Raw genomic sequence first — 22,183 nt, 5'->3', positions numbered from 1 at the left:
AAAATAAAAAGCGGCGGCCCTTGTGCCGCCGCTTGCACATTTATGCCAATGCGCATATCTGGGTAAGGTCTTTTGTCCGAGGACACGCGGATTCTTGTTGCGTGTTTGCTGGGATAGGGGGCCGGAGACTTTTCACCGGAGAAATTTAATGGCATCGGCTGCTGAACAGCTAGTTTCCAATCTCAATTTTTCGGCCTTTTCGAAAGCTGAAGAACTCAAGAAGCGTATCTGGTTCACTTTGGGCGCTCTGCTCGTGTACCGGTTTGGAACATATATTCCGCTTCCCGGCATTAACCCTGAGGCGCTTGCGCAGGCATTCCAGCAGCATAGCCAGGGTGTGCTTGGACTTTTCAACATGTTTGCTGGTGGCGCTGTTGGTCGTATGGCCATTTTCGCGCTTGGCATCATGCCGTATATTTCCGCCTCCATTATCGTGCAGCTTATGACGTCGGTTGTGCCGACGCTTGAGGCGCTGAAAAAGGAAGGCGAATCAGGCCGTAAGATCATCAACCAGTACACCCGTTACGGCACGGTACTGCTGGCGATCGTGCAGGCTTATGCGATTTCGGTTGGCCTCCAGTCTGGTAATGGTATTGTTACAAATCCTGGGCCAATGTTCCTGGTTACGTCGGTTATCACGCTTGTTGGCGGTACGATGTTCCTGATGTGGCTTGGTGAACAGATCACGGCACGCGGTATCGGCAACGGTATTTCACTTATTATCTTCGCCGGTATCGTTGCAAATCTTCCGCACGCAATTTCTGGTACGCTGGAACTTGGCCGCACTGGCGCTCTGTCCACTGGCCTTATTCTTGGTGTTATCATTCTGGCGATCGCGCTTATTGCAATCATTGTCTTCGTTGAACGTGCACAGCGTCGTCTTCTGATCCAGTATCCGAAGCGTCAGGTTGGCAATCGCATGTTCCAGGGCGATACTTCGCATTTGCCGCTTAAGCTCAACACTGCTGGTGTTATCCCTCCAATCTTCGCATCGTCGCTGCTATTGTTGCCGGCGACTGTTGCGGGTTTCGCAAATACGGCTGAAATGCCAGCCTGGGGTACAACCATTCTTAATGCTCTCGGTCATGGTCAGCCACTTTATATGCTGTTCTATGCTGGGTTGATGGCATTCTTCTGCTTCTTCTACACAGCCATCGTGTTCAATCCCAAGGACACGGCTGATCAGCTTAAGAAGCACTCCGGCTTCATTCCGGGCATTCGTCCGGGTGAGCGTACTGCCGAGTACATAGACTATGTGTTGACCCGCATTACGGTTGTCGGCGCCATATATATCGTACTTGTCTGTCTTCTGCCGGAATTCCTGATTTCTGCAACCGGTGTGCCATTCTATCTTGGCGGTACTTCGCTGTTGATCGTCGTCAGCGTGACGCTCGATACTGTTGCGCAGATTCAGGGACATCTTGTCGCCCATCAATATGAGGGCCTGATCAAGAAGTCCAAACTCAGAGGTGGGAAACGTAGTAAATGAGACTGATACTTCTTGGGCCGCCCGGAGCAGGTAAGGGGACGCAGGCTGGACTTCTTACCAAGAAGCATGGAATACCGCAGCTTTCGACGGGCGACATGTTGCGTGCAGCAGTCGCTCAGCAGAGCGAAATTGGCAAGCGTGCAAAAGCCGTGATGGATGCTGGTCAGCTGGTGTCCGATGAGATTGTTAACCAGATCGTGTCCGAACGCATTGATGCGCCAGACTGTTCGGGTGGATTCATTCTCGACGGTTATCCGCGCACCGTGCCGCAGGCTAAGGCGCTGGGCGAAATGCTGCTCGGTAAAGGTCTCAAGCTTGATGCTGTCATTGAGCTGAAAGTCGATGAAGATGCTTTGGTCAACCGGATTGAGAGCCGTGTGGCCGAGACGATTGCCAAGGGTGGTCAGGTTCGTTCTGATGATAATCCGGAGGCTTTCCGCAAGCGTCTCGTTGAATATCGCGAAAAGACTTCGCCGCTTTCGGCCTATTATGCCGGTACTGGTGAGTTGCGCGTATTGAACGGTATGGCGCCTGTTGAAGAAGTTACAGCCGAAATCGAGAGAATTCTCGTTCCGGCGTAATGCTTGAAAAAGCTGATTAAGAATTGCGATCAGAAAGACAATGTATGTTTTTCTGATCGCTTATCGCTTCAAAAAACTGCTTTTAATGTCTGTGAAGTTGCTTTGGCAGCTTTACGGACAGTTAAGAGTTGACTTTTTCGGGCGATTCCGTCAAAGACTGCGCCACTTCAATGGTTTTTGAATGGTCGGTTGCGGCGGAAATTGAAAAAGGCCGTTACCGGTCAGTTTATGCTGTCTTAGGGTAAGTCCCTTTGATGGAATTTATTACAACTCAAGGAGAACAGACGTGGCACGTATCGCTGGCGTCAACATCCCGACGAACAAGCGCGTTGTAATTGCGCTTCAGTACATCCACGGGATTGGACCGAAATTTGCTCGGCAGATCGTAACGAAAGTTGGCATTGCTGACGATCGTCGCGTAAACCAGCTCTCGGATGCTGAAGTACTTCAGATCCGTGAAGCAATCGATGCTGAATACCGGGTCGAAGGTGACCTGCGTCGTGAAGTTTCGATGAATATTAAACGCCTGATGGACCTTGGCTGCTACCGCGGTCTTCGTCATCGTCGTTCGCTGCCGGTTCGCGGTCAGCGTACGCATACCAATGCACGTACCCGTAAGGGTCCTGCAAAGGCTATCGCAGGTAAGAAGAAGTAATTATCGGCAGAACCAATCGTTCTGCCGGGCTTGCCCTTAATCGGGCGGGTTCGGTGCTGGTCCTAATCAAAGGGCCGGTGTAGCCGCTGGAACTACGGCGGTGTCGAGATCGAGTTTTGAGAGGACTATCATGGCTAAAGAAGCCCAGCGCATTCGCCGTCGCGAACGTAAAAACATCTCGTCGGGCGTTGCCCACGTTAATTCGACGTTTAACAACACCATGATCACCATCACGGACGCGCAGGGCAATGCAATTGCCTGGTCGTCTGCAGGTGCTCAGGGTTTCAAGGGTTCGCGTAAGTCGACCCCGTTTGCCGCACAGATCGCTGCTGAAGATTGCGCCAAGAAGGCTCAGGAACATGGCATGCGCTCCCTCGAAGTCGAGGTTTGCGGACCGGGTTCTGGCCGTGAATCTGCGCTGCGCGCTCTCCAGGCTGCCGGCTTTGTGATCACGTCGATCCGCGATGTTACGCCGATCCCGCACAACGGTTGCCGTCCGCGCAAGAAGCGCCGGGTCTAATTTCGTTTATATGCTGCATGAACCTCGAACCTTGTGTTCGGGGTTCCTCTGCAGTTCTTCACAGGATCGCTACGATTGGATAGTAGCGACGGTTGATAGAGGAAAACAAAATGATCCAGAAAAACTGGCAGGAACTGATTAAGCCGAACAAGGTGGATTTCATCACCAACGGCTCGCACAATCGTGCAACCGTGGTCGCTGAACCGCTGGAACGTGGCTTTGGTCTGACGCTCGGCAACGCCCTGCGTCGCGTCCTTCTGTCTTCGCTGCGCGGCGCTGCTGTGACCGCTGTTCAGATCGACGGCGTTCTGCATGAATTCTCGTCTATTCCGGGCGTCCGTGAGGACACAACGGATATTGTTCTGAACGTCAAGGAAATCGCCATCCGTATGGAAGGTGAAGGCCCGAAGCGCATGGTTGTCCGCAAGGAAGGCCCGGGCGTTGTTACGGCTGGTGACATTCAGACTGTTGGCGATGTCGAGATCCTTAACCCGGATCACGTCATCTGCACGCTGGATGAAGGCGCTGAAATCCGTATGGAATTCACTGTCAACACCGGTAAGGGCTATGTGCCTGCCGACCGCAATCGTGCGGAAGATGCTCCAATCGGTCTCATTCCGGTTGACAGCCTTTATTCGCCGATCCGCAAGGTATCGTACAAGATTGAGAACACCCGTGAAGGTCAGGTTCTTGATTACGACAAGCTGACGCTCAATATCGAAACCAATGGTTCGGTGAGCGGTGAAGATGCAGTTGCTTATGCAGCACGTATTCTTCAGGACCAGCTCGCAGTCTTCGTCAACTTCGAAGAGCCACAGAAGGAAGCACCGCAGGAACAAGTTGCGGAACTCGCTTTCAACCCGGCTCTGCTCAAGAAGGTAGACGAGCTCGAATTGTCGGTACGTTCGGCAAATTGCCTGAAGAACGACAACATCGTCTATATCGGCGATCTGATCCAGAAGACGGAAGCCGAAATGTTGCGGACTCCGAATTTCGGCCGCAAGTCGCTCAACGAGATCAAGGAAGTTCTGGCATCGATGGGTCTCCATCTTGGAATGGAAATCCCAGCCTGGCCGCCAGAAAACATCGAAGATCTCGCAAAGCGCTACGAAGACCAATATTAAGACCGGCAATGTTCCGGCTATAGAGAAGATTAAAAGGAGAAGGCCATGCGCCACGGTAATGGACAGCGTAAGCTGAACCGCACTGCCTCGCATCGCAAGGCAATGTTCGCCAACATGGCGGCTTCGCTCATCGAGCATGAACAGATTGTGACGACGCTTCCAAAAGCAAAAGAAATTCGTCCAATCGTTGAAAAGCTTGTCACACTTGGCAAGCGTGGTGACCTGCATGCACGTCGTCAGGCGATTTCCGCTATTCGTGACGTACAGCTTGTTGCAAAGCTGTTCGACACGCTGGCTACCCGTTACGCAACCCGTAACGGCGGCTACATCCGCATCATGAAGGCAGGCTTCCGCACCGGTGACAATGCACCGATGGCAGTTGTTGAATTCGTGGAACGCGATGTTGATGCAAAGGGCAAGGCTGATCACGCACGTGTTGAAACTGAGCGCGCAGCAGAAGCTGAAGCAGCGTAATCAACGCAACTTTACATTTGAAAAGGGCCGCCTTGTGCGGCCCTTTTTGTTTTTATTGACTTTTATCAGATTGATTTGAACACCGACTGTTTCGTCTTCATTACCAAGCCGTAATGCAGTCGCCACAATACAGCCCTTTATACTTGGCTTGGTTGTCTCCATATTGATTACGACCCGTGAATCGGGTGTCGGAAAACAAAACTGGAGTTTGCCAATGAATTTGCGGCGTTATGGAATTACAGGCGTTGTTCTTGCTTCGATCAGCATGGCGGCATTGCCAGTGTTGGCTCAGGAAAGTGCAGTTCCTGTTCAGGGCAAGCAAATTCCCCTCAGCCGGGGTGACATGCAGCTTTCCTTTGCGCCACTTGTCAAGGAAACGGCTCCAGCAGTCGTTAATGTTTATGCGGCGCGCCAGGTGCCGCAGCGGGCATCACCTTTTGCCGGTGATCCGTTTTTCGAGCAGTTTTTCGGCGGTCAGGTCAATCGTGGACGTCCGCGCACCGAACAATCGCTGGGTTCGGGTGTGATTGTTGATGCGTCCGGTATTGTTGTGACGAATAATCATGTCATCAAAGATGCAGATGAAATCAAGGTTGCGCTTTCCGATGGACGACAGTTTGAAAGCAAGGTTTTACTGCGCGATGAGACCACTGATCTCGCCGTTTTGAAGATTGAAGGGAACGAAAAATTCCCTGTCGTTTCGCTGGGCAACTCTGATGACGTCGAAGTCGGTGATCTTGTTCTTGCAATTGGCAACCCATTTGCGGTTGGACAGACCGTTACCAGCGGCATTGTGTCGGCGCAGTCGCGAACGCAGGTTGGCGTTTCCGACTTTGACTTTTTTATTCAGACCGATGCTGCGATTAATCCCGGTAATTCGGGCGGTGGTTTGATTGATATGCGCGGACGCCTGATTGGTATCAATACAGCAATTTATTCGCGTTCTGGTGGCTCTGTTGGTATCGGGTTTGCTATTCCATCGAATATGGTAAGTGCGGTCGTCGATGCGGCGCGTAGTGGCAGTTCCAGTTTTGAGCGTCCCTTCATTGGTGCAACTTTCCAGAATATCACGCCAGAAGTTGCAGAAGGTCTTGGCATGGACAAGTCGTTTGGTGTGATTGTGACAGCACTCACGAAAGATGGACCAGCAGAGCAGGCGGGTTTGAAAGTCGGTGATGTTGTGCTCACGGTGCAGGATGTGCGTGTCGATAATATTGATGTGCTTGGTTATCGGTTATCGACGGCTGGCATCGGAAACACGGTTACACTCGACATTGAGCGGAACGGTAAGTCCAGCAAGCTTCCTGTGAAGCTGACCAAAGAACCTGAGGCCAAGTCGCAGCAGAAGCAGACGATCAAAGGCGACAACCCATTCGAGGGCGCTGTCGTCGAGGAGCTAACTCCGTCTACTGTTTCCAAGATGCGCCTTCGTGAGGGATCGCGCGGCGTCATGGTCACAGATGTAATTGTCAATTCGCAGGCAGCACGCCTTGGTCTGCGTCAACGCGACATTATCCGCGGCATCAATGGTAATCCGATCCGCACGATCACCGATCTTACGACAGCGTTAAGTAACGGACGAGGTCTGGCTTGGCGGCTCGAAGTCGAGCGAAATGGTGCCTTGATTCGTCAGTTTGTGCGCTAGCACCACTTTCCAAACAGTTGCATGTCGTTTCAGGCAGGACTATGCCTGAAACGACATCTGTTTTTCCGGCATTGAGCGAAGCAAAATGAGCGACCTTTTTTCCACTGCGACTGATCCGAATGCGGACCGTAACAGGCCGCTCGCTGATCGGTTGCGTCCGCGCCATCTTGCAGAAGTGACAGGGCAGGAGCATTTGACTGGCCCGGAAGGCGTTTTGACACGCATGATCGCTTCGGGCTCGCTTGGTTCAATGATTTTCTGGGGGCCACCGGGAACAGGCAAGACAACTGTTGCCCGACTGCTGGCCGGTGAAACCGAATTGGCTTTCGAGCAGATTTCGGCAATTTTCTCCGGTGTTGCCGATCTTAAACGCGTGTTTGAATCGGCGCGTGCCCGGCGCATGTCGGGTCGTCAGACTTTGCTGTTTGTTGACGAAATACATCGCTTCAACCGTGCGCAGCAAGATAGTTTTCTTCCCGTAATGGAAGATGGCACAGTTATTCTGATCGGGGCGACGACTGAAAACCCGTCTTTTGAGCTCAATGCCGCTTTGCTGTCACGGGCAAGGGTTCTGACATTTCATCCGCATGATGCGACAAGTATTGCCACACTTCTAACCCGCGCGGAAGAGCAGGAAAGTCGCCTGTTGCCGCTGGATGAGGACGCGCGTGCGAGCCTGATCCGCATGGCCGATGGTGACGGGCGGGCAGCACTCACGCTTGCCGAAGAGGTTTGGCGTGCAGCGAGACCCGACGAAACATTCGATGCCGAAAAATTGCAGGATGTGGTTCAGCGGCGTGCGCCAGTCTATGACAAGGGGCAGGACGGGCATTACAATCTGATTTCAGCGCTGCATAAATCTGTGCGCGGGTCCGATCCCGATGCAGCGCTTTATTATCTTTGTCGAATGTTCGATGCGGGTGAAGATCCGCTTTATCTGGGACGACGGCTCGTTCGCATGGCGGTAGAAGATATCGGGCTTGCCGATCCGCAAGCGCTGGCCATCTGCAATGCTGCCAAGGATGCCTATGATTATCTTGGCTCTCCGGAAGGCGAGCTGGCACTGGCGCAAGCCTGCGTTTATCTCGCGACAGCCCCCAAATCCAATGCTGTTTATATGGCTTACAAAGCCTCTATGCGTGCAGCCAAGGAAAATGGCTCACTGCTTCCGCCAAAGCATATCCTCAATGCGCCAACCAAACTCATGAAGAATGAGGGCTATGGTGATGGTTATGCCTATGATCATGATCAGCCAGACGCTTTCTCTGGACAGGACTATTTCCCGGAAGCGATGGGGCGACAGGTTTTCTATGATCCGCCAGAGCGTGGTTTTGAGCGTGAAATTCGTAAGCGTCTCGACTATTGGTCACGTTTGAGAGCCGAGCGGCGGGGACGAAACTGAAGCTAATTCGATAACTGCGCTTCGATGGCAGATTTGTCGATGATGGACCATACTTTGTCGATTTTATAATCGACAAATCCGTAGAAAACATTTTCCGAAAACTGGACCCTTTTGCCATTCACGGGCAAGTTAAGGAACCTCTCTTTTGGCGTGCAATCAAAATCCAGACGACTGGCAATAATCGGCGGTTCAACAACCAATAATCCGATATTGAATTGGAGATCAGGTATCTGCTGATAATCGCGGATAAGCATGTCTCGATATAGAGCTACCCCCAAATGTCGACCGTTGTGCTGGGCCGTTTCAGCAACAAAATGATGTAGTGACTGCCAATCCTGACAATTGAGGCAGGAAATATATTCTTTGTAAACGTCACGAAGCATTCGAACGTTCATTTGGGTTCTCCAGTAAGATTGAGTCTACATTTTAAAAGAACTATTGCGCGCATAGACCTTTATTCAAGAGTGGTGGTCATTTCCCAGACTGCACAGGTCACAATTTGGCCTTCATCGAGACCTTGGCAGTGCGCTTGAATACAACCTCGAGTTTCACTTCACAGGTATACTGTATTTTTGATTCATCAATGATTTCAATGGCCGGGCAACTTTGGGGAGTGGGCGTAAACGATATGGTAACTATAATGAAATCAATGGCTTAGTATAATGCCCGATAGTGTTTAAAATTTAATCGAATTGTCTAGTTCGTAAGAGGTTTCCCTATGACGCGCGTTTTGTTGCTCGTCGCGCTCGTTGTTCTTGGTGGCTGCGCGACCGCCCCACGGCAGATCAGCAATGTATGCGCAGTATTCGATCAACGTGATGGCTGGATAAACAACTGGCAGAAGGATGCGAGCCGTGTTTCGCGCGAATATGGCGTGCCGGTGCATGTGCTCATGGCCACGATCTACGCTGAATCAGGGTTTCGGCCCTATGCGCGACCACCCCGCACCAAATTGCTCGGATTTATTCCATGGAAGCGTGCCTCTAGTGCCTACGGATATTCGCAGGCACTGAATGGGACCTGGGATCGTTATAAGCGTGAAACCGGTCGCTGGACAGCATCACGCAGTAATTTTGGCGATGCTATTCATTTTGTCGGCTGGTATCATAATGAGAGTAGCCGCAGAAACGGAATTAAACGCAGCGATGCTTATAATCTTTATCTGGCTTATTATTCTGGCCATGGTGGCTATTCCCGCGGGGTGTGGCGCAATAATTCGACTGCCTTAAATGGTGCCAAACGTGCGCAAACCATGGCAAACCGATATGCAACGCAATTGCGCTCATGCGGGAGGATTGGTTAAGTTCGCCGTTTTATAAGCGGTTGATGATTTGGAGTGATCAACGAAAAAGGCATTTTATAAGTCGCGGATTGGGATTTTAAGACTCCATCCAGCCTTAATCGAAGTTATCATTCGCGGCGAATCGATAATTGAGGATGACCAATACATGCTGAAGAAACTTGGGATTGCCGTAATCTGCGCCACATTTCTGGCAGGCTGCACAACCGACCCTTATACGGGTCAGGAAAAGATGTCGAACACGGCTGGCGGTGCTGCAATCGGTGCGGCAGTCGGTGCTTTGGGCGGGCTTATGGTTGGCGGTTCCAGCCGTGCGCAACGTAATGCCGTTCTGATTGGCGCCGGTATCGGCGCGCTCGGTGGCGGCGCTATCGGCAATTACATGGACCGTCAGGAATCGGAACTTCGTAACCAGCTTCAGGGTACCGGTGTTTCTGTAACGCGTAATGGTGACCAGATTATCCTGAATATGCCTTCAGCAATTACCTTTGATACCGATCAGGATCAGGTGAAGAGCCAGTTCTACGCAACGTTGAATTCCGTAGCCATCGTATTGCGCAAGTTCAACCAAACGCTTGTAGATGTTTACGGCTTTACCGACTCGACCGGCAGTGCAAGCCATAATCAGGCGCTGTCACAGCGTCGCGCTGCTTCTGTTGCAAGCTATCTTGGTTCCCAGGGCATTGATCCACGTCGCTTTGCCGTTATCGGCTATGGTGCGAGCCAGCCAGTTGCTTCCAATGCAACTCCGGAAGGACGCGCACAAAATCGTCGTGTGGAAATTCAGATTTCACCGTTGCGTGGTGCGAGCCAGTAAACTCAGGAATTGCATTCCTGTGATTCAACGCAGCTTTCCGTGAGGAGAGCTGCGTTTTTTATAACTTGTTTGCGAATCGAAATGCGTTACGACGCGCTTTTATGAAGTAAAGCGTGGAAAGTCTTATAGATTTTGATTGGCTAATATTAAGGAACAATAATAGAACAAAAATTTTAAATCAATTAAAATCAATGGTTTGAACATGTTGCAAAACGAGAACAAAACAGATACAAATAGATATTGGCGATGAGCCCGTTGGGCTTCTAGCGAGACAAGAGGATGGTGTAAGATGTCTCAAAAATCATTGCGACTCGTTGAGGAAAATTCGGTGGATAAGACAAAAGCACTCGATGCGGCGCTGTCGCAAATTGAACGTGCGTTCGGCAAGGGCTCAATCATGCGGCTCGGTCAGAACGATGTCGTCGATATTGAGACTGTACCAACTGGTTCGCTTTCTCTCGATATAGCATTGGGCGTCGGCGGTCTGCCCAAGGGACGTATCATCGAGATTTACGGCCCGGAAAGTTCCGGTAAGACAACGCTTGCGCTTCATACGATTGCAGAAGCCCAGAAAAAAGGCGGTATCTGTGCATTTGTGGATGCGGAACATGCACTCGATCCGGTCTATGCGCGTAAGCTTGGCGTTGATCTTGAAAACCTTCTGATTTCGCAGCCGGATACGGGCGAACAGGCTCTTGAAATTACGGATACGCTTGTGCGTTCTGGCGCAATTGATGTTCTGGTTATCGACTCGGTCGCGGCTCTGACGCCGCGCGCTGAAATCGAAGGTGAAATGGGTGATTCTCTGCCGGGTCTTCAGGCTCGTCTTATGAGCCAGGCGCTGCGTAAACTTACCGCTTCGATTTCGCGCTCAAACTGTATGGTCATCTTCATTAATCAGATTCGTATGAAGATCGGCGTCATGTTCGGTTCGCCTGAAACCACGACCGGCGGTAATGCGCTCAAGTTTTACGCCTCTGTTCGCCTTGATATTCGCCGTATTGGCTCGATCAAGGAACGCGATGAGGTTGTTGGTAACCAGACCCGTGTGAAGGTGGTCAAGAACAAGCTTGCCCCTCCATTCAAGCAGGTTGAATTCGACATCATGTACGGTGCCGGTGTTTCCAAGGTTGGCGAACTGGTTGATCTGGGTGTTAAGGCCGGTGTTGTCGAGAAGTCTGGTGCATGGTTCTCCTATAATTCCCAGCGTCTGGGGCAGGGGCGTGAAAATGCCAAGCAGTATCTTAAGGACAATCCCGAGGTGGCGAATGAGATTGAAACGACACTCCGCCAGAGTGCTGGTCTGATTGCTGAGAAGTTCCTTGAAGACGGTGGTCCCGAAGCGGATGATGGTCCAGATGCAGCCGAAGCTTAAGCTTCTTGGTGCTATAAAATAGAACAAGCCCCGCATGACAGTGCGGGGCTTTTGTTTTTCAACCTTAACACTGTTGCATAGATGCCTTTTTCTTAACTTCCACGCGAAATTGCTTTTATAGCGCACACTGCTTATCTGGACAGAAAAGCGGCGCACCGTTAAAAGCGGTCAACCGAAACTCCACTTTCCCGGCGGGCAGTTTGAGACGTAGCGGCTTAAGTGCCGAATATCGTCGCCGCGTTGTCGGTGGAGAGAAGATAATCATGTGCTTTTTTGAAGGGCGCATCCGTGCAGGGCAGAAGAAGCCCAAAGGTGAATTATGGCTGGCGTCAACGAGATAAGATCTACGTTTCTCGATTACTTTCGTAAGAACGGACACGAGGTTGTTTCATCAAGTCCTTTGGTGCCGCGCAATGACCCTACGCTTATGTTTACCAATGCGGGCATGGTGCAGTTTAAGAACGTCTTTACAGGTCTTGAACAGCGCCCTTACAAACGCGCAACGACCTCGCAGAAATGCGTGCGCGCAGGCGGCAAGCATAACGATCTCGACAATGTCGGTTATACCGCACGTCACCATACTTTCTTTGAAATGCTCGGCAATTTCTCTTTTGGCGATTATTTCAAGGAAGAGGCGATCACGCACGCCTGGAATCTGATCACCAAGGAGTTCGGTCTTAACAAGAACAAACTTCTCGTCACGGTTTATCATACCGATGATGCGGCTGCGAATTTCTGGAAGAAGATCGCAGGTCTCTCCGAAGATCGCATTATCCGCATTGCAACCAGCGACAATTTCTGGGCGATGGGCGATACCGGCCCGTGCGGCCCTTGCTCGGAAATATTCTATGATCATGGTGATCATATCTGGGGTGGACCACCCGGATCGGCAGACGAAGACGGCGACCGCTTCATCGAGATCTGGAATCTTGTTTTCATGCAGTTCGAGCAGCTTTCGCCAGAACAGCGCATCGATCTGCCGCGCCCGTCGATTGATACCGGCATGGGTCTGGAGCGCGTTGCTGCCGTTTTGCAAGGCGTGCATGACAATTACGACATTGATCTTTTCAAAGCGCTGATCCGTGCTTCGGAAGAAGCAACGGGCGTTAAGGCCGAAGGTGATTTCCGCGCCAGCCATCGCGTGATTGCCGATCATCTTCGCGCATCAAGCTTCCTGATTGCAGATGGTGTTCTGCCATCCAATGAAGGTCGCGGTTATGTGCTGCGCCGGATCATGCGTCGCGCGATGCGTCACGCACAGTTGCTCGGTGCGAGCCATCCGTTGATGTGGCGTCTGTTGCCAGCGCTGATCCGCGAAATGGGTCAGGCTTATCCTGAACTCATCCGCGCCGAAGCATTGATTTCCGAAACCCTGAAGCTGGAAGAAACCCGTTTCCGCAAGACGCTTGAACGTGGCTTGGGCCTGCTTTCCGATGCTTCGGAGAATCTCGGTGAAGGTGATCGTCTTGATGGGGAAACAGCTTTTAAACTCCATGACACTTACGGTTTCCCGCTTGATCTGACGCAGGATGCTTTGCGTTCGCGTGGTGTGACTGTTGATACAGATGGTTTTAATGCTGCGATGGAGCGCCAGAAGGCCGAAGCGCGCGCCAACTGGACTGGTTCAGGTGAAGCTGTAACGGAAACCATCTGGTTCGGTATCAAAGACAAGGTCGGTGCGACCGAATTTTTGGGCTATGAAACCGAAAGCGCTGAAGGTGTGATCACCGCACTGGTGCGCGATGGGGCAGAAGTCTCATCGGCTGCGGAAGGTGAAACCATCTCTGTTGTTGTCAATCAGACGCCATTTTATGGCGAATCCGGTGGTCAGCAGGGCGATACCGGAATGATTTCCGGCGAAGGTTTTGTCATCTCCATCACGGACACGCAGAAGAAGGGTGAGGGCGTCTTCGTTCATACCGGCGAAGTTACCAAGGGTTCTGTCAAGGTTGGAGAAGCTGTTGAATTGAGGGTGGATTCGGGTCGTCGTACGCGCATTCGCTCCAACCACTCGGCAACGCATCTTCTGCATGAAGCACTGCGCGAAACGCTGGGCTCGCATGTTGCGCAGAAGGGCTCGCTCGTTGCTCCTGATCGGCTGCGGTTCGACTTCTCGCATCCGAAGCCGATTTCTGCTGAGGAACTGACAATTGTCGAAAATCTCGCCAATGAGATCATTCTGCAAAATGCGCCAGTTACCACGCGCCTGATGGCCGTTGATGACGCAATTGCGGAAGGCGCGATGGCACTTTTCGGCGAAAAATATGGCGACGAAGTCCGTGTTGTTTCGATGGGCACAGCCAAGCACGGCGATAAGGCTGGCAGGGCATATTCGGTTGAACTTTGCGGCGGAACACATGTTCGCCAGACTGGTGACATTGGCCTCGTCCGTATTCTGTCCGACAGTGGTGTTGCTGCTGGTGTTCGCCGTATGGAAGCGCTGACGGGTGAGACGGCTCGCCTTTATCTTGAGGAACAGGATGAACGCGTTAAAGCGATTGCCGGTGTTCTCAAAACGACGCCAGCAGACGCCCTTGAGCGCGTCAATGCCTTAGTTGACGAGCGCAAAAAGCTTGAACGCGAGCTTGCTGATGCACGCAGACAGCTGGCGCTAAGCGGCGGCTCGTCGGATGGCGGCAGTGCGGTGGAAACCGTGAATGGTGTTAACTTCCTTGGCAAAGTCGTCACGGGTGTTTCGCCACGCGATCTCAAGCCATTGGCCGATGAAGGCAAAAAGCAGGTTGGCTCGGGTGTGGTGCTCTTCATCGGTGTCAGTGAAGACGGCAAGGCCAGTGCAGTTGCTGCTGTGACCGAAGATCTGGTTGGCCGTTTCAGTGCTGTTGATCTGGTGCGCGCTGCATCAGGTGCTCTTGGCGGTGCCGGTGGTGGTGGTCGCCCGGATATGGCGCAGGCCGGTGGGCCGGATGGTACAAAGGCAGACGAAGCGATTGCGGCTGTTAAAGCGCTGATCGTCTAATCAAATCCTGATCAGAATGAAAAGGCCGGGTTTTCCCGGCCTTTTTCTTTATGTATTATGCATAACGCGGCTATCATTTGGCGCTTGTGCACGATCGTCTAAACCATAGTCGCGCAACACGGTTGAAACACGCAGACGATAATTTTCAAAAACACCGTCGCGCCCTGCGGTCTGCGCGATGCGATGTGATGGCAGGTTTCGCCAATGCTTCACCGCTTCCTCATCGCGCCAGAATGACAAGGAAAGCAGCTTTTGTGGCTCGACCAGGCTTTGAAAGCGCTCAATGGATAGGAAGCCATCGATGTGTGAAAGCTCTGCGCGCAGATGTGCAGCAATATGGAGATATTGTTCGCGCCGTTCTTCGTCAGAAGGCCAAACTTCAAAAATAACTGCAATCATGGTTTGATAAACTCCGCATGTGGTGCTGATTGCAGCTTGAGAAAGATACGCTCTTCGGAGCGGATAAACTGCTCGCGTTTTGCAAACTCATAATTGGCTTGCCCGATCGGATCTGTGGCCAGACGTGCTCGAAATGCTTCATAAGCTGCCAGGTTTTCGACCGAATAAACACCATAAGCCGTTGTGGTGGATCCTTCATGTGGGCCGAAATAACCAATCAGATTGGCGCCACAACGCGGACTTGCCTGTCCCCAATTGCGTGCATATTCCGCAAAAGCATTGGCTTTGAAAGGGTCGATCTGATAGCGGATGAAGCAGGTAATCATGTTTGTCTCCTGACATTGATGTGGTTGCCGGAGACTGTTTTAGCGTATTGAAATTCGTCCATGCTTCGGTTAGCATCGAAGTATGAAAGATGGTCCGATTATAGCTTCTGTTGCAGCTCTGCTGGGTGATCCGGCGCGCGCAAATATGTTGACGGCGCTGATGGACGGTCGCGCTTTGACGGTGAGTGAGCTTGCCGCAGCGGCAGGTGTTACGCTTCAAACCGCAAGTGGCCATCTTTCCAAGCTTGATGCTGCCAATCTGCTGGTGGCGGAAAAGCAGGGCAGGCACCGTTACTTTAGGCTTTCTGGTGCCGATGTTGCTCACGTGCTGGAAGGACTGATGGGGCTTGCGCAACGCACGGGTGCCGTGCGCGTTCGTACTGGCCCCAAAGACCATGCGCTGCGGAAGGCGCGGATTTGTTATGATCATCTGGCTGGCGAACGCGGTGTGGAAATGCTCGATGCATCCTACAGACTTGGTCTGATTGATGATGCCGGCAATCCTGTGCTTACCGATGCTGGAAAGTCATTCTTCTCGTGTCTCGGTGTCGATGTGGAGGCTTTGCAAAAGGGCAAGCGCCCGCTGTGCCGACACTGTCTCGACTGGAGCGAAAGGCGCAATCATCTGGGTGGCGCTCTTGGTGCGGCAGTTCTGGATAATTTCATAGAGAAAGGCTGGGCGCGTCGGGAAGAGGGACGGGTCATTTCCTTCTCCGCCAATGGCATGCAAGCCTTTGCGCAGACATTCCAACTCTGATTATTGCTTGGCGGCAACCGCCGCGTCATCCAGCTCGTTGGCGCGTTTCATGGCCGGGCGGTCTTTCAAACGATCCCAATAGGCGGTGAATGCAGGCTTTGGCGGCAAAGTGCCAAAACGCAAGCCCCAGCCGATATGCGATCCGACATAGACATCTGCCGCCGTGAAGCGCGTGCCGGTGATATAGGGGTGGCGGGAGACGGTGTTCTCCAACGTGCTCACAACCGCATCATAATTGCCATAGCCGACCATGACCTGTTTATCGGCAGGTATCTCATAACCAAGTGCATGATTGGCGAGTGCGGCCTCCACCGGACCCGATGTGAAGAAGAGCCAGCGATAGAAATCAGCACGCTCGTCGGCGTGTGGTGCTAAGCCTGCTTCGGGAAAAGTCGTTGCGAGATAAGCGCAGATCGCCGCGACTTCAGTTACAATATCTTTGCCGTGGCGAAGAGCCGGAACTTTGCCCATAGGGTTGATCGAGCAGTAATCCTGTCCTTTCATGGGCGGGCCGAAATCGAGGATCTCCACATCATAAGGCTTGCCGATTTCCTCAAGCATCCAGCGCGCAATGCGTCCGCGTGACATGGGGTTGGTGTAAAGCTTTAAGTCGCTCATCGCTTATCCTCCCTGCAAACTGCAAAACAGGATGCTCTTTCTCGTCCCAAAAGGAAACGAAAAACCAGAGGCGATTATAAGGCTTTTCGATACTGGATGAAGCCAGAGGCCTGCGCGATTGCGTCATAAAGACGGCGTGCCGTCGCGTTGCTTTCATGGGTGAGCCAATAAAGGCGTCCGGCATCGTGTTCACGTGCAAGATCAGCAACCGCTTCGATCAGAGCAGCCCCCGTGCCTTTTCCGCGCTGGCTATCTTCAACATAAAGGTCCTGAAGATAGCAGGTCCATCCGGGTAACCAGCAGGAACGGTGGAAGATTACGTGCACTATACCGACAAGGCGATTTTCGTCGTCGAAAGCGCCAAGTGCCTGCATCGGTTCCGATGTATCGTGAAAACGGCCCCATGTTATGTCGGTTGTCTCAGTGGGAATGTCGACTTCGTAAAAGACCTGATAGGCACGCCATAACGGTTCCCATGCGGCACGGTCTTGCGGCGTTAATTCCCGAATTGTCGACATACCCGTTCTCCCTCTTTGTATAGACACAGACTATCCGGGAGCATGCTTGCATGCGAGCGCTATATGCAAAGCACAATAAAAAACGGCGGGAAACTCCCGCCGTTTTTTATTTTATTAGTTTGGCTTAAGCAGCCATTGCCTTCTGAAGGTTTTCGTCGATCTTGTCGAGGAAGCCTGTGGTCGAGAGCCAAGGCTGATCCGGTCCGATGAGCAGCGCCAGATCCTTGGTCATGTAACCGCTTTCGACGGTGTCAACGCAGACCTTTTCCAGCGTATCGGCGAAGCGCTTGAGCTCTTCATTGTCGTCGAGCTTTGCGCGATGCGCGAGACCACGGGTCCATGCGAAGATCGAAGCGATTGAGTTGGTTGAGGTTTCCTCGCCCTTCTGATGCTGGCGATAGTGACGGGTCACGGTGCCGTGTGCAGCTTCAGCTTCAACTGTCTTGCCATCCGGCGTCATCAAAACCGAGGTCATCAGGCCGAGCGAGCCAAAGCCCTGTGCCACGATGTCTGACTGCACGTCGCCGTCGTAGTTCTTACATGCCCAAACATAACCACCGGACCACTTAAGGGCAGATGCAACCATGTCGTCGATCAGGCGGTGTTCGTACCAGATCTTGGCTTCCTTGAACTTGTCTGCGAATTCAGCCTGATAGACTTCTTCGAAGATGTCTTTGAAGCGGCCGTCATAGGCCTTGAGAATGGTGTTCTTGGTCGACAGATAGACCGGGTAATTGCGCTGCAAGCCGTAGTTCAGCGAGGCACGCGCAAATTCACGGATCGATTCGTCAAGATTGTACATGGCCATTGCCACGCCAGCAGCCGGAGCCTGATAGACTTCGTGCTCGATGGTTTCGCCATCTTCGCCAACAAACTTGATCGAAAGCGTGCCCTTGCCCGGGAACTTGAAATCGGTCGCGCGGTACTGGTCGCCAAAAGCATGACGGCCAACGATGATTGGCTGGGTCCAGCCTGGAACCAGGCGAGGGACGTTTTTGCAGATGATTGGCGCGCGGAAAATCACGCCACCAAGAATATTACGGATGGTGCCGTTAGGCGACTTCCACATTTTCTTGAGCTTGAATTCTTCAACACGGGCTTCGTCCGGCGTGATGGTCGCGCATTTTACGCCGACGCCATGTTCCTTGATGGCATTGGCTGCATCAATGGTAACCTGGTCATTTGTTTCATCGCGGTGTTCAACCGACAGATCATAATATTTCAGATCAATGTCGAGATACGGATGGATCAGCTTGTCCTTGATGAACTGCCAGATGATGCGGGTCATCTCATCGCCGTCGAGTTCAACGACCGGGTTTGCAACCTTGATTTTTGCCATTGATAATGCCTCTCATTTAATGCGTCGCGCCCGTATAGCATCGGTAAACGCGAAGGCAAAGTGTCAGAGGCTTATTCTTTGGCCTATAGTCCACTTCTCACGTCAAAATTTCGCGAAGTGGTAGATCAGGCTGCATGATGTGCTGCCTTTTCCCAGCGTGATCGCTGATCGCGATAGATTTCCTGCTCGCGCAGCAAAATTGACTCCGCATCGAGCGACGACATGGTTTTTGTGTTCTCCGTGGGAACAAAGCCGTTGACCTGAAGGGCGAGAAAGCGACCGCAGCAGACCCGCAGAAACGATGCAAAATTATCGAGGTCATGGCCTTCTGTGCGTGATTCATCATAGAGGCGGCCAAGAAGGCGATTGACGGTCAGGTCATCGCGCGCAGCAATATCTTCGAGTGTCCACCAGAAAAAGTTTTCGAGCCGCACACTGGTAACTACGCCCCCAATGCGTAGCGAACGTGTAATGCTTTGCCAAAGGTCAGGGTCAGCCCCGATAAACAGTCTGCACATGCGTTCCTCCCGTCCCGAATGTTCTCCCCGCATAATGTCGCGCAGATTTCGTCTGCCTGCAACCGGATGATGATTGCAGGCAGACAAGAATTAATTATGCGTGATTTTGGTACCAAGAACGCTGAGGAATTGCGACAACCATGCCGGATGTGCAGGCCATGCGGGAGCTGTCACGAGGTTTCCGTCAGTCACCGCTTGATCGACTGGAATATCGGCATAGGTGCCGCCAGCCAGTTCAACCTCCGGTCGACAGGCCGGGTAAGCGGAGCAGGTGCGACCATCAAGAACACGGGCTGCAGCCAGTAATTGTGCGCCGTGACAAACTGCGGCCACGGGTTTTCCTGCTTCAAAGAAATGTTTGACGATTGTGATGACTTGATCATTAAGGCGCAGATATTCCGGCCCGCGACCGCCGGGAATGACAAGCGCGTCATAGCTTTCAGCCTTCACTTCGGCAAAACTCGCATTGAGCGTGAAGTTGTGGCCGGGCTTTTCGGTGTAAGTCTGATGCCCCTCGAAATCATGAATGGCGGTGGCAATTGCATCTTCAGCCTTTTTGCCGGGGCAAACGGCATGCACTTTGTGGCCAACCGCGAGCAGCGTCTGAAACGGAACCATGGTCTCGTAATCTTCGCAGAAGTCACCGCAGATCATGAGAATCTTTTTGCCGGACATCGTTTCCTCCCTGAAATCCGTAATGTCGATTAGATCAGTCTTTCATGAATAGGAGGAAAGCTGGTGTTATTTGGCTACTACAATCGATTTTCGAGCAGGAATTTAAGGGGAATCTTTGCGATTTATTGTCAATTATGTCAGGGAAGCGCCAAGCTCCTAAAGCATCAGAGCGTGTCGCACTTAAATTTGGCGGGTTTGCTCGCTCTGATTCCTTATAATTGTTGCATGGTCGCAGACGCTAAATGAAACCTTTAGCTGCACCATACTTTAGCGGAAAATATCATGGCAGGAACAGATAAGCAGCGCACAATGATCACGGAAGGACCAGCAATCATTCTGGTTAATCCGCAACTGCCGGAAAATATCGGCATGGTTGCGCGCGCGATGGCGAATTTTGGTCTTGCAGAATTACGGCTTGTAGAGCCGCGTGAAGAGTTTCCAAGCGATAAGGCGCGGGCTGCGGCCAGCAAGGCCGATCATATCATCGATAACGCGGTGGTTTATGACGACCTGCCGTCAGCCATTGCTGATCTGAATTTTGTTTATGCCACCACTGCACGCGAACGCGATGGTTTTAAACAGGTGCGTAGCCCTGTGGAGGCGAATGGCGAATTGCGCCGCCGTTTTACGGCGGGTGAGAAGACCGGCATTCTTTTTGGGCGTGAACGTTTCGGCCTCAGCAATGAGGAAGTCGGCCTTGCCGATGAGTTGGTGACGTTTCCGGTCAATCCGGCTTTTGCCTCGCTCAATATTGCTCAGGCAGTATTGCTGATGTCTTATGAGTGGATGAAGTCGGGACTAGAAACCGAGACAGACACCGTATTTCGCGGGCCGGAAATGGAAGCCGCGCCGAAGATGGAATTGCAGAGTCTTTTCAATCATCTGGAAGAGGCTCTTGATGTGCGCGGCTATTTCCGCCCCGAGGCGAAGAAAGAAATCATGGTCAATAATCTGCGTTCGGTATTGACGCGCGCAGGTTTTGCATCGGCAGAACTTAAGCTTTTGCGTGGTGTGATTACATCGCTTGATGCTTTCACGCCAAAAAAGCCGCGAGGTTCGGGTGCACCGGAAGGGCGCGCTCGCAAGCCTGCAACTGAGGATAAGGCTGAATGAAATACGCGCCCGAAACACGTCTTTCCGCAAAATCGCCATCCAATATCGAGCGGCCAGTTCTGGTCTTTGACAGCGGCATTGGCGGTTTGACGGTTTTGCGTGAGGCGCGGGTGTTGATGCCTGACCGGCGGTTTGTCTACATCGCAGACGACGCCGGTTTCCCCTATGGCGGATGGGAAGAAGAAGCGTTGCGCGCGCGTATTGTCGAGCTGTTCGGCAAGTTCATCGCGGAGCACGATCCTGAAATCGCAATAATCGCCTGTAACACGGCTTCCACTCTGGTGCTTGATGATTTGCGCCGCGCGTATCCTTCTGTGCCTTTTGTTGGAACCGTGCCTGCCATCAAGCCTGCTGCGGAACGCACATCGTCAGGGCTTGTTTCGGTGCTTGCGACACCCGGCACGGTTAAACGTGCCTATACACGTGATCTCATTCAGTCCTTTGCCACGCAATGTCATGTGCGGCTTGTTGGTGCAGATCGGCTTGCAAGCATCGCCGAGGCGCATATTCGAGGTGAGAAAATTGATGAGGCTCTGGTGGTTGAGCAAATCACGCCCTGCTTTGTCGAAAAAGACGGGCAACGCACGGATATTATCGTTCTGGCCTGCACGCATTATCCGTTTCTTGCCAATGTGTTTCGCCGACTGGCACCATGGCCGGTCGACTGGCTTGATCCTGCTGAGGCGATTGCGAGACGCACAATTTCGCTATTGCCGAAGCGAGAGACTGATGAAGAGCTACATCATCACCATGATGATCGCGCAGTTTTCACATCGCAAAAGCCTGATTATGCCATACGTCGACTGATGCAGGGATTTGGATTGCAGTTTTCCTGAGTGTATCAGGTCGCTATAATTCAACAATGTAATAAATCAATTTAACTAATTGTTTTAATTGAAATACCCGGAAACATATCTGCTTCCGGGTATTGAGTGAATTTTGTTATCCAGCCGCCTTTTGTCTGGAATCGCGCTTTGCCTGTGCCACACTGGCAGCTTTTTTCAGGCGCCCGCGCTCCATAGGCCGGATAAGACTATCGGCTTTTTCATTCGGAATGTTGCGCATGCCGTGGCGTGTATGTCGTGTGTTGAAAGTCGGCTCATTCTTTTCGTTGGCCTTCTTGGTGGCAAGTGCCTTCTGAGCATTTTCAATCAGATCATTGCTGGCTGACATGCTACGTCGGCGTTCGACTTCCGCATTGATACGGCGCATCGCCATAGCCAGAACCGAAACCTTCAGATGCGAGCCTTCGTCGGCCTTTGAAGCGGACGAACCGCGTGCCGCTGCCTTTCCGCGCATTTCGCGCCGGCGCTGATGGGCCTGATCGCGCGCCTTGCTGCGACGGTCGCGTATCAGCTTGGCCAGTTGTGTCAGTTCAGAGTCCGAAACATCCTGAAGAAGTGGATGGTGTGATTTCTCGACCAGCTCTCGTTCTTCTGCGTTCAACGCACGGGCTTCTTCCTTGCGTGTTATGGCCATGAAAATCTCCTTCCGTTATTTTCCACATTTTCATATAGGTCGGTCATCGGGCGGGAAAAGGGTCCGGGGGGCGGGAAAAGGG

General features: G+C 52.2%; 24 protein-coding genes. 15 read left to right on the top strand and 9 right to left on the bottom strand.

All coding sequences use genetic code 11. The features are described 5' to 3' along the window. Positions 1–148 precede the first annotated feature (148 nt). The 8 genes from secY to CEV31_RS00495 all read left to right on the top strand — a co-directional run bounded on the left by secY (position 149) and on the right by CEV31_RS00495 (position 7,890). Positions 149–1,489 (top strand): preprotein translocase subunit SecY, encoded by a 1,341-nt coding sequence (gene secY / locus CEV31_RS00530; protein ID WP_094504972.1) that lies wholly within the window; start codon positions 149–151, stop codon positions 1,487–1,489. Then, the gene (locus tag CEV31_RS00525; protein ID WP_094504971.1) at positions 1,486–2,070 is read left to right on the top strand and encodes an adenylate kinase; all 585 of its coding nucleotides are present in this window, start codon (positions 1,486–1,488) and stop codon (positions 2,068–2,070) included. The genes secY and CEV31_RS00525 overlap by 4 nt, the downstream gene beginning before the upstream one ends. Positions 2,071–2,356: 286 nt before the next feature. Continuing rightward, complete coding sequence (gene rpsM, locus CEV31_RS00520) at positions 2,357–2,725, top strand: 30S ribosomal protein S13 (RefSeq protein ID WP_094504970.1); 369 nt, start codon at positions 2,357–2,359, stop codon at positions 2,723–2,725. A 130-nt stretch (positions 2,726–2,855) separates the two neighbouring features. Beyond that, positions 2,856–3,245, top strand: a complete 390-nt coding sequence (rpsK, locus tag CEV31_RS00515) for a 30S ribosomal protein S11 (protein ID WP_024897028.1) — start codon at positions 2,856–2,858, stop codon at positions 3,243–3,245. 110 nt (positions 3,246–3,355) lie between these two features. Continuing rightward, positions 3,356–4,369 carry a DNA-directed RNA polymerase subunit alpha gene (locus tag CEV31_RS00510; RefSeq protein ID WP_094504969.1) on the top strand — a complete coding sequence of 338 codons (1,014 nt, stop codon included), beginning with the start codon at positions 3,356–3,358 and terminating at the stop codon, positions 4,367–4,369. Positions 4,370–4,414: 45 nt separating this feature from the next. Beyond that, positions 4,415–4,843: a 50S ribosomal protein L17 gene (gene rplQ / locus CEV31_RS00505; RefSeq protein WP_094504968.1), complete on the top strand. Its 429-nt coding sequence runs from the start codon at positions 4,415–4,417 to the stop codon at positions 4,841–4,843. A 214-nt stretch (positions 4,844–5,057) separates the two neighbouring features. Then, the gene (locus CEV31_RS00500) at positions 5,058–6,488 is read left to right on the top strand and encodes a DegQ family serine endoprotease (protein ID WP_094504967.1); all 1,431 of its coding nucleotides are present in this window, start codon (positions 5,058–5,060) and stop codon (positions 6,486–6,488) included. Positions 6,489–6,573: 85 nt separating this feature from the next. Next, positions 6,574–7,890: a replication-associated recombination protein A gene (locus CEV31_RS00495; protein WP_094504966.1), complete on the top strand. Its 1,317-nt coding sequence runs from the start codon at positions 6,574–6,576 to the stop codon at positions 7,888–7,890. Positions 7,891–7,892: 2 nt separating this feature from the next. Here CEV31_RS00495 and CEV31_RS00490 read toward each other — a convergent pair whose 3' ends face one another. Next, positions 7,893–8,285: an ester cyclase gene (locus CEV31_RS00490; protein ID WP_094504965.1), complete on the bottom strand. Its 393-nt coding sequence runs from the start codon at positions 8,283–8,285 to the stop codon at positions 7,893–7,895. Positions 8,286–8,608: 323 nt separating this feature from the next. Between CEV31_RS00490 and CEV31_RS00485 the strand changes: the two genes are divergently transcribed. From CEV31_RS00485 to alaS, 4 genes are all read left to right on the top strand, one after another. Continuing rightward, on the top strand, positions 8,609–9,193 hold the full coding sequence (locus CEV31_RS00485; protein WP_094504964.1) for a transglycosylase SLT domain-containing protein: 585 nt from the start codon (positions 8,609–8,611) through the stop codon (positions 9,191–9,193). Positions 9,194–9,338: 145 nt separating this feature from the next. After that, positions 9,339–10,007, top strand: coding sequence for an OmpA family protein (locus CEV31_RS00480; RefSeq protein WP_094504963.1), 669 nt, complete (start codon positions 9,339–9,341; stop codon positions 10,005–10,007). Positions 10,008–10,296: 289 nt separating this feature from the next. Next, on the top strand, positions 10,297–11,382 hold the full coding sequence (gene recA, locus CEV31_RS00475; protein ID WP_094504962.1) for a recombinase RecA: 1,086 nt from the start codon (positions 10,297–10,299) through the stop codon (positions 11,380–11,382). A 319-nt stretch (positions 11,383–11,701) separates the two neighbouring features. Further along, complete coding sequence (gene alaS, locus CEV31_RS00470; protein ID WP_094504961.1) at positions 11,702–14,359, top strand: alanine--tRNA ligase; 2,658 nt, start codon at positions 11,702–11,704, stop codon at positions 14,357–14,359. A 48-nt stretch (positions 14,360–14,407) separates the two neighbouring features. Here alaS and CEV31_RS00465 read toward each other — a convergent pair whose 3' ends face one another. Both CEV31_RS00465 and CEV31_RS00460 read right to left on the bottom strand, forming a co-directional pair. Beyond that, on the bottom strand, positions 14,408–14,758 hold the full coding sequence (locus tag CEV31_RS00465; RefSeq protein ID WP_094504960.1) for an antibiotic biosynthesis monooxygenase family protein: 351 nt from the start codon (positions 14,756–14,758) through the stop codon (positions 14,408–14,410). Then, on the bottom strand, positions 14,755–15,084 hold the full coding sequence (locus tag CEV31_RS00460) for an NIPSNAP family protein (RefSeq protein ID WP_094504959.1): 330 nt from the start codon (positions 15,082–15,084) through the stop codon (positions 14,755–14,757). Before CEV31_RS00460 ends, CEV31_RS00465 begins: the two co-directional genes overlap by 4 nt. Before the next feature lie 82 nt (positions 15,085–15,166). Between CEV31_RS00460 and CEV31_RS00455 the strand changes: the two genes are divergently transcribed. Then, on the top strand, positions 15,167–15,841 hold the full coding sequence (locus CEV31_RS00455) for an ArsR/SmtB family transcription factor (RefSeq protein WP_094504958.1): 675 nt from the start codon (positions 15,167–15,169) through the stop codon (positions 15,839–15,841). Here CEV31_RS00455 and CEV31_RS00450 read toward each other — a convergent pair whose 3' ends face one another. The 5 genes from CEV31_RS00450 to CEV31_RS00430 form a co-directional block, all read right to left on the bottom strand. Further along, on the bottom strand, positions 15,842–16,459 hold the full coding sequence (locus CEV31_RS00450; protein WP_094504957.1) for a glutathione S-transferase family protein: 618 nt from the start codon (positions 16,457–16,459) through the stop codon (positions 15,842–15,844). It lies immediately after the preceding gene. 74 nt (positions 16,460–16,533) lie between these two features. Next, a complete protein-coding gene (locus tag CEV31_RS00445) occupies positions 16,534–16,977 on the bottom strand; it encodes a GNAT family N-acetyltransferase (RefSeq protein ID WP_094504956.1) in 444 nt (147 codons plus the stop codon). A gap of 124 nt (positions 16,978–17,101) precedes the next feature. Then, positions 17,102–18,316, bottom strand: a complete 1,215-nt coding sequence (locus CEV31_RS00440) for an NADP-dependent isocitrate dehydrogenase (RefSeq protein WP_094504955.1) — start codon at positions 18,314–18,316, stop codon at positions 17,102–17,104. A 125-nt stretch (positions 18,317–18,441) separates the two neighbouring features. Further along, the gene (locus CEV31_RS00435) at positions 18,442–18,834 is read right to left on the bottom strand and encodes a ribbon-helix-helix domain-containing protein (protein WP_094504954.1); all 393 of its coding nucleotides are present in this window, start codon (positions 18,832–18,834) and stop codon (positions 18,442–18,444) included. Between the two features lie 90 nt (positions 18,835–18,924). Continuing rightward, on the bottom strand, positions 18,925–19,509 hold the full coding sequence (locus tag CEV31_RS00430) for a DJ-1/PfpI family protein (protein WP_094504953.1): 585 nt from the start codon (positions 19,507–19,509) through the stop codon (positions 18,925–18,927). A gap of 282 nt (positions 19,510–19,791) precedes the next feature. Here CEV31_RS00430 and CEV31_RS00425 point away from each other — a divergent pair, with 282 nt between their 5' ends. Together CEV31_RS00425 and murI are read left to right on the top strand one after the other, a co-directional pair. Further along, a complete protein-coding gene (locus CEV31_RS00425) occupies positions 19,792–20,622 on the top strand; it encodes an RNA methyltransferase (RefSeq protein ID WP_094504952.1) in 831 nt (276 codons plus the stop codon). Beyond that, complete coding sequence (gene murI, locus CEV31_RS00420; RefSeq protein WP_094504951.1) at positions 20,619–21,458, top strand: glutamate racemase; 840 nt, start codon at positions 20,619–20,621, stop codon at positions 21,456–21,458. Before CEV31_RS00425 ends, murI begins: the two co-directional genes overlap by 4 nt. A 106-nt stretch (positions 21,459–21,564) precedes the next feature. On the opposite strand, the gene CEV31_RS00415 is transcribed toward murI, so the two are convergent. Beyond that, on the bottom strand, positions 21,565–22,101 hold the full coding sequence (locus CEV31_RS00415) for a hypothetical protein (protein WP_094504950.1): 537 nt from the start codon (positions 22,099–22,101) through the stop codon (positions 21,565–21,567). Positions 22,102–22,183 lie beyond the last annotated feature (82 nt).

Origin of the sequence: Brucella thiophenivorans, assembly GCF_002252445.1 — a bacterium.
In the GTDB taxonomy this organism is placed as follows: domain Bacteria; phylum Pseudomonadota; class Alphaproteobacteria; order Rhizobiales; family Rhizobiaceae; genus Brucella; species Brucella thiophenivorans.
The sequence above is the reverse complement of the archived record's forward strand: the minus strand, read 5'-3'. Positions and strand labels throughout refer to the sequence as shown.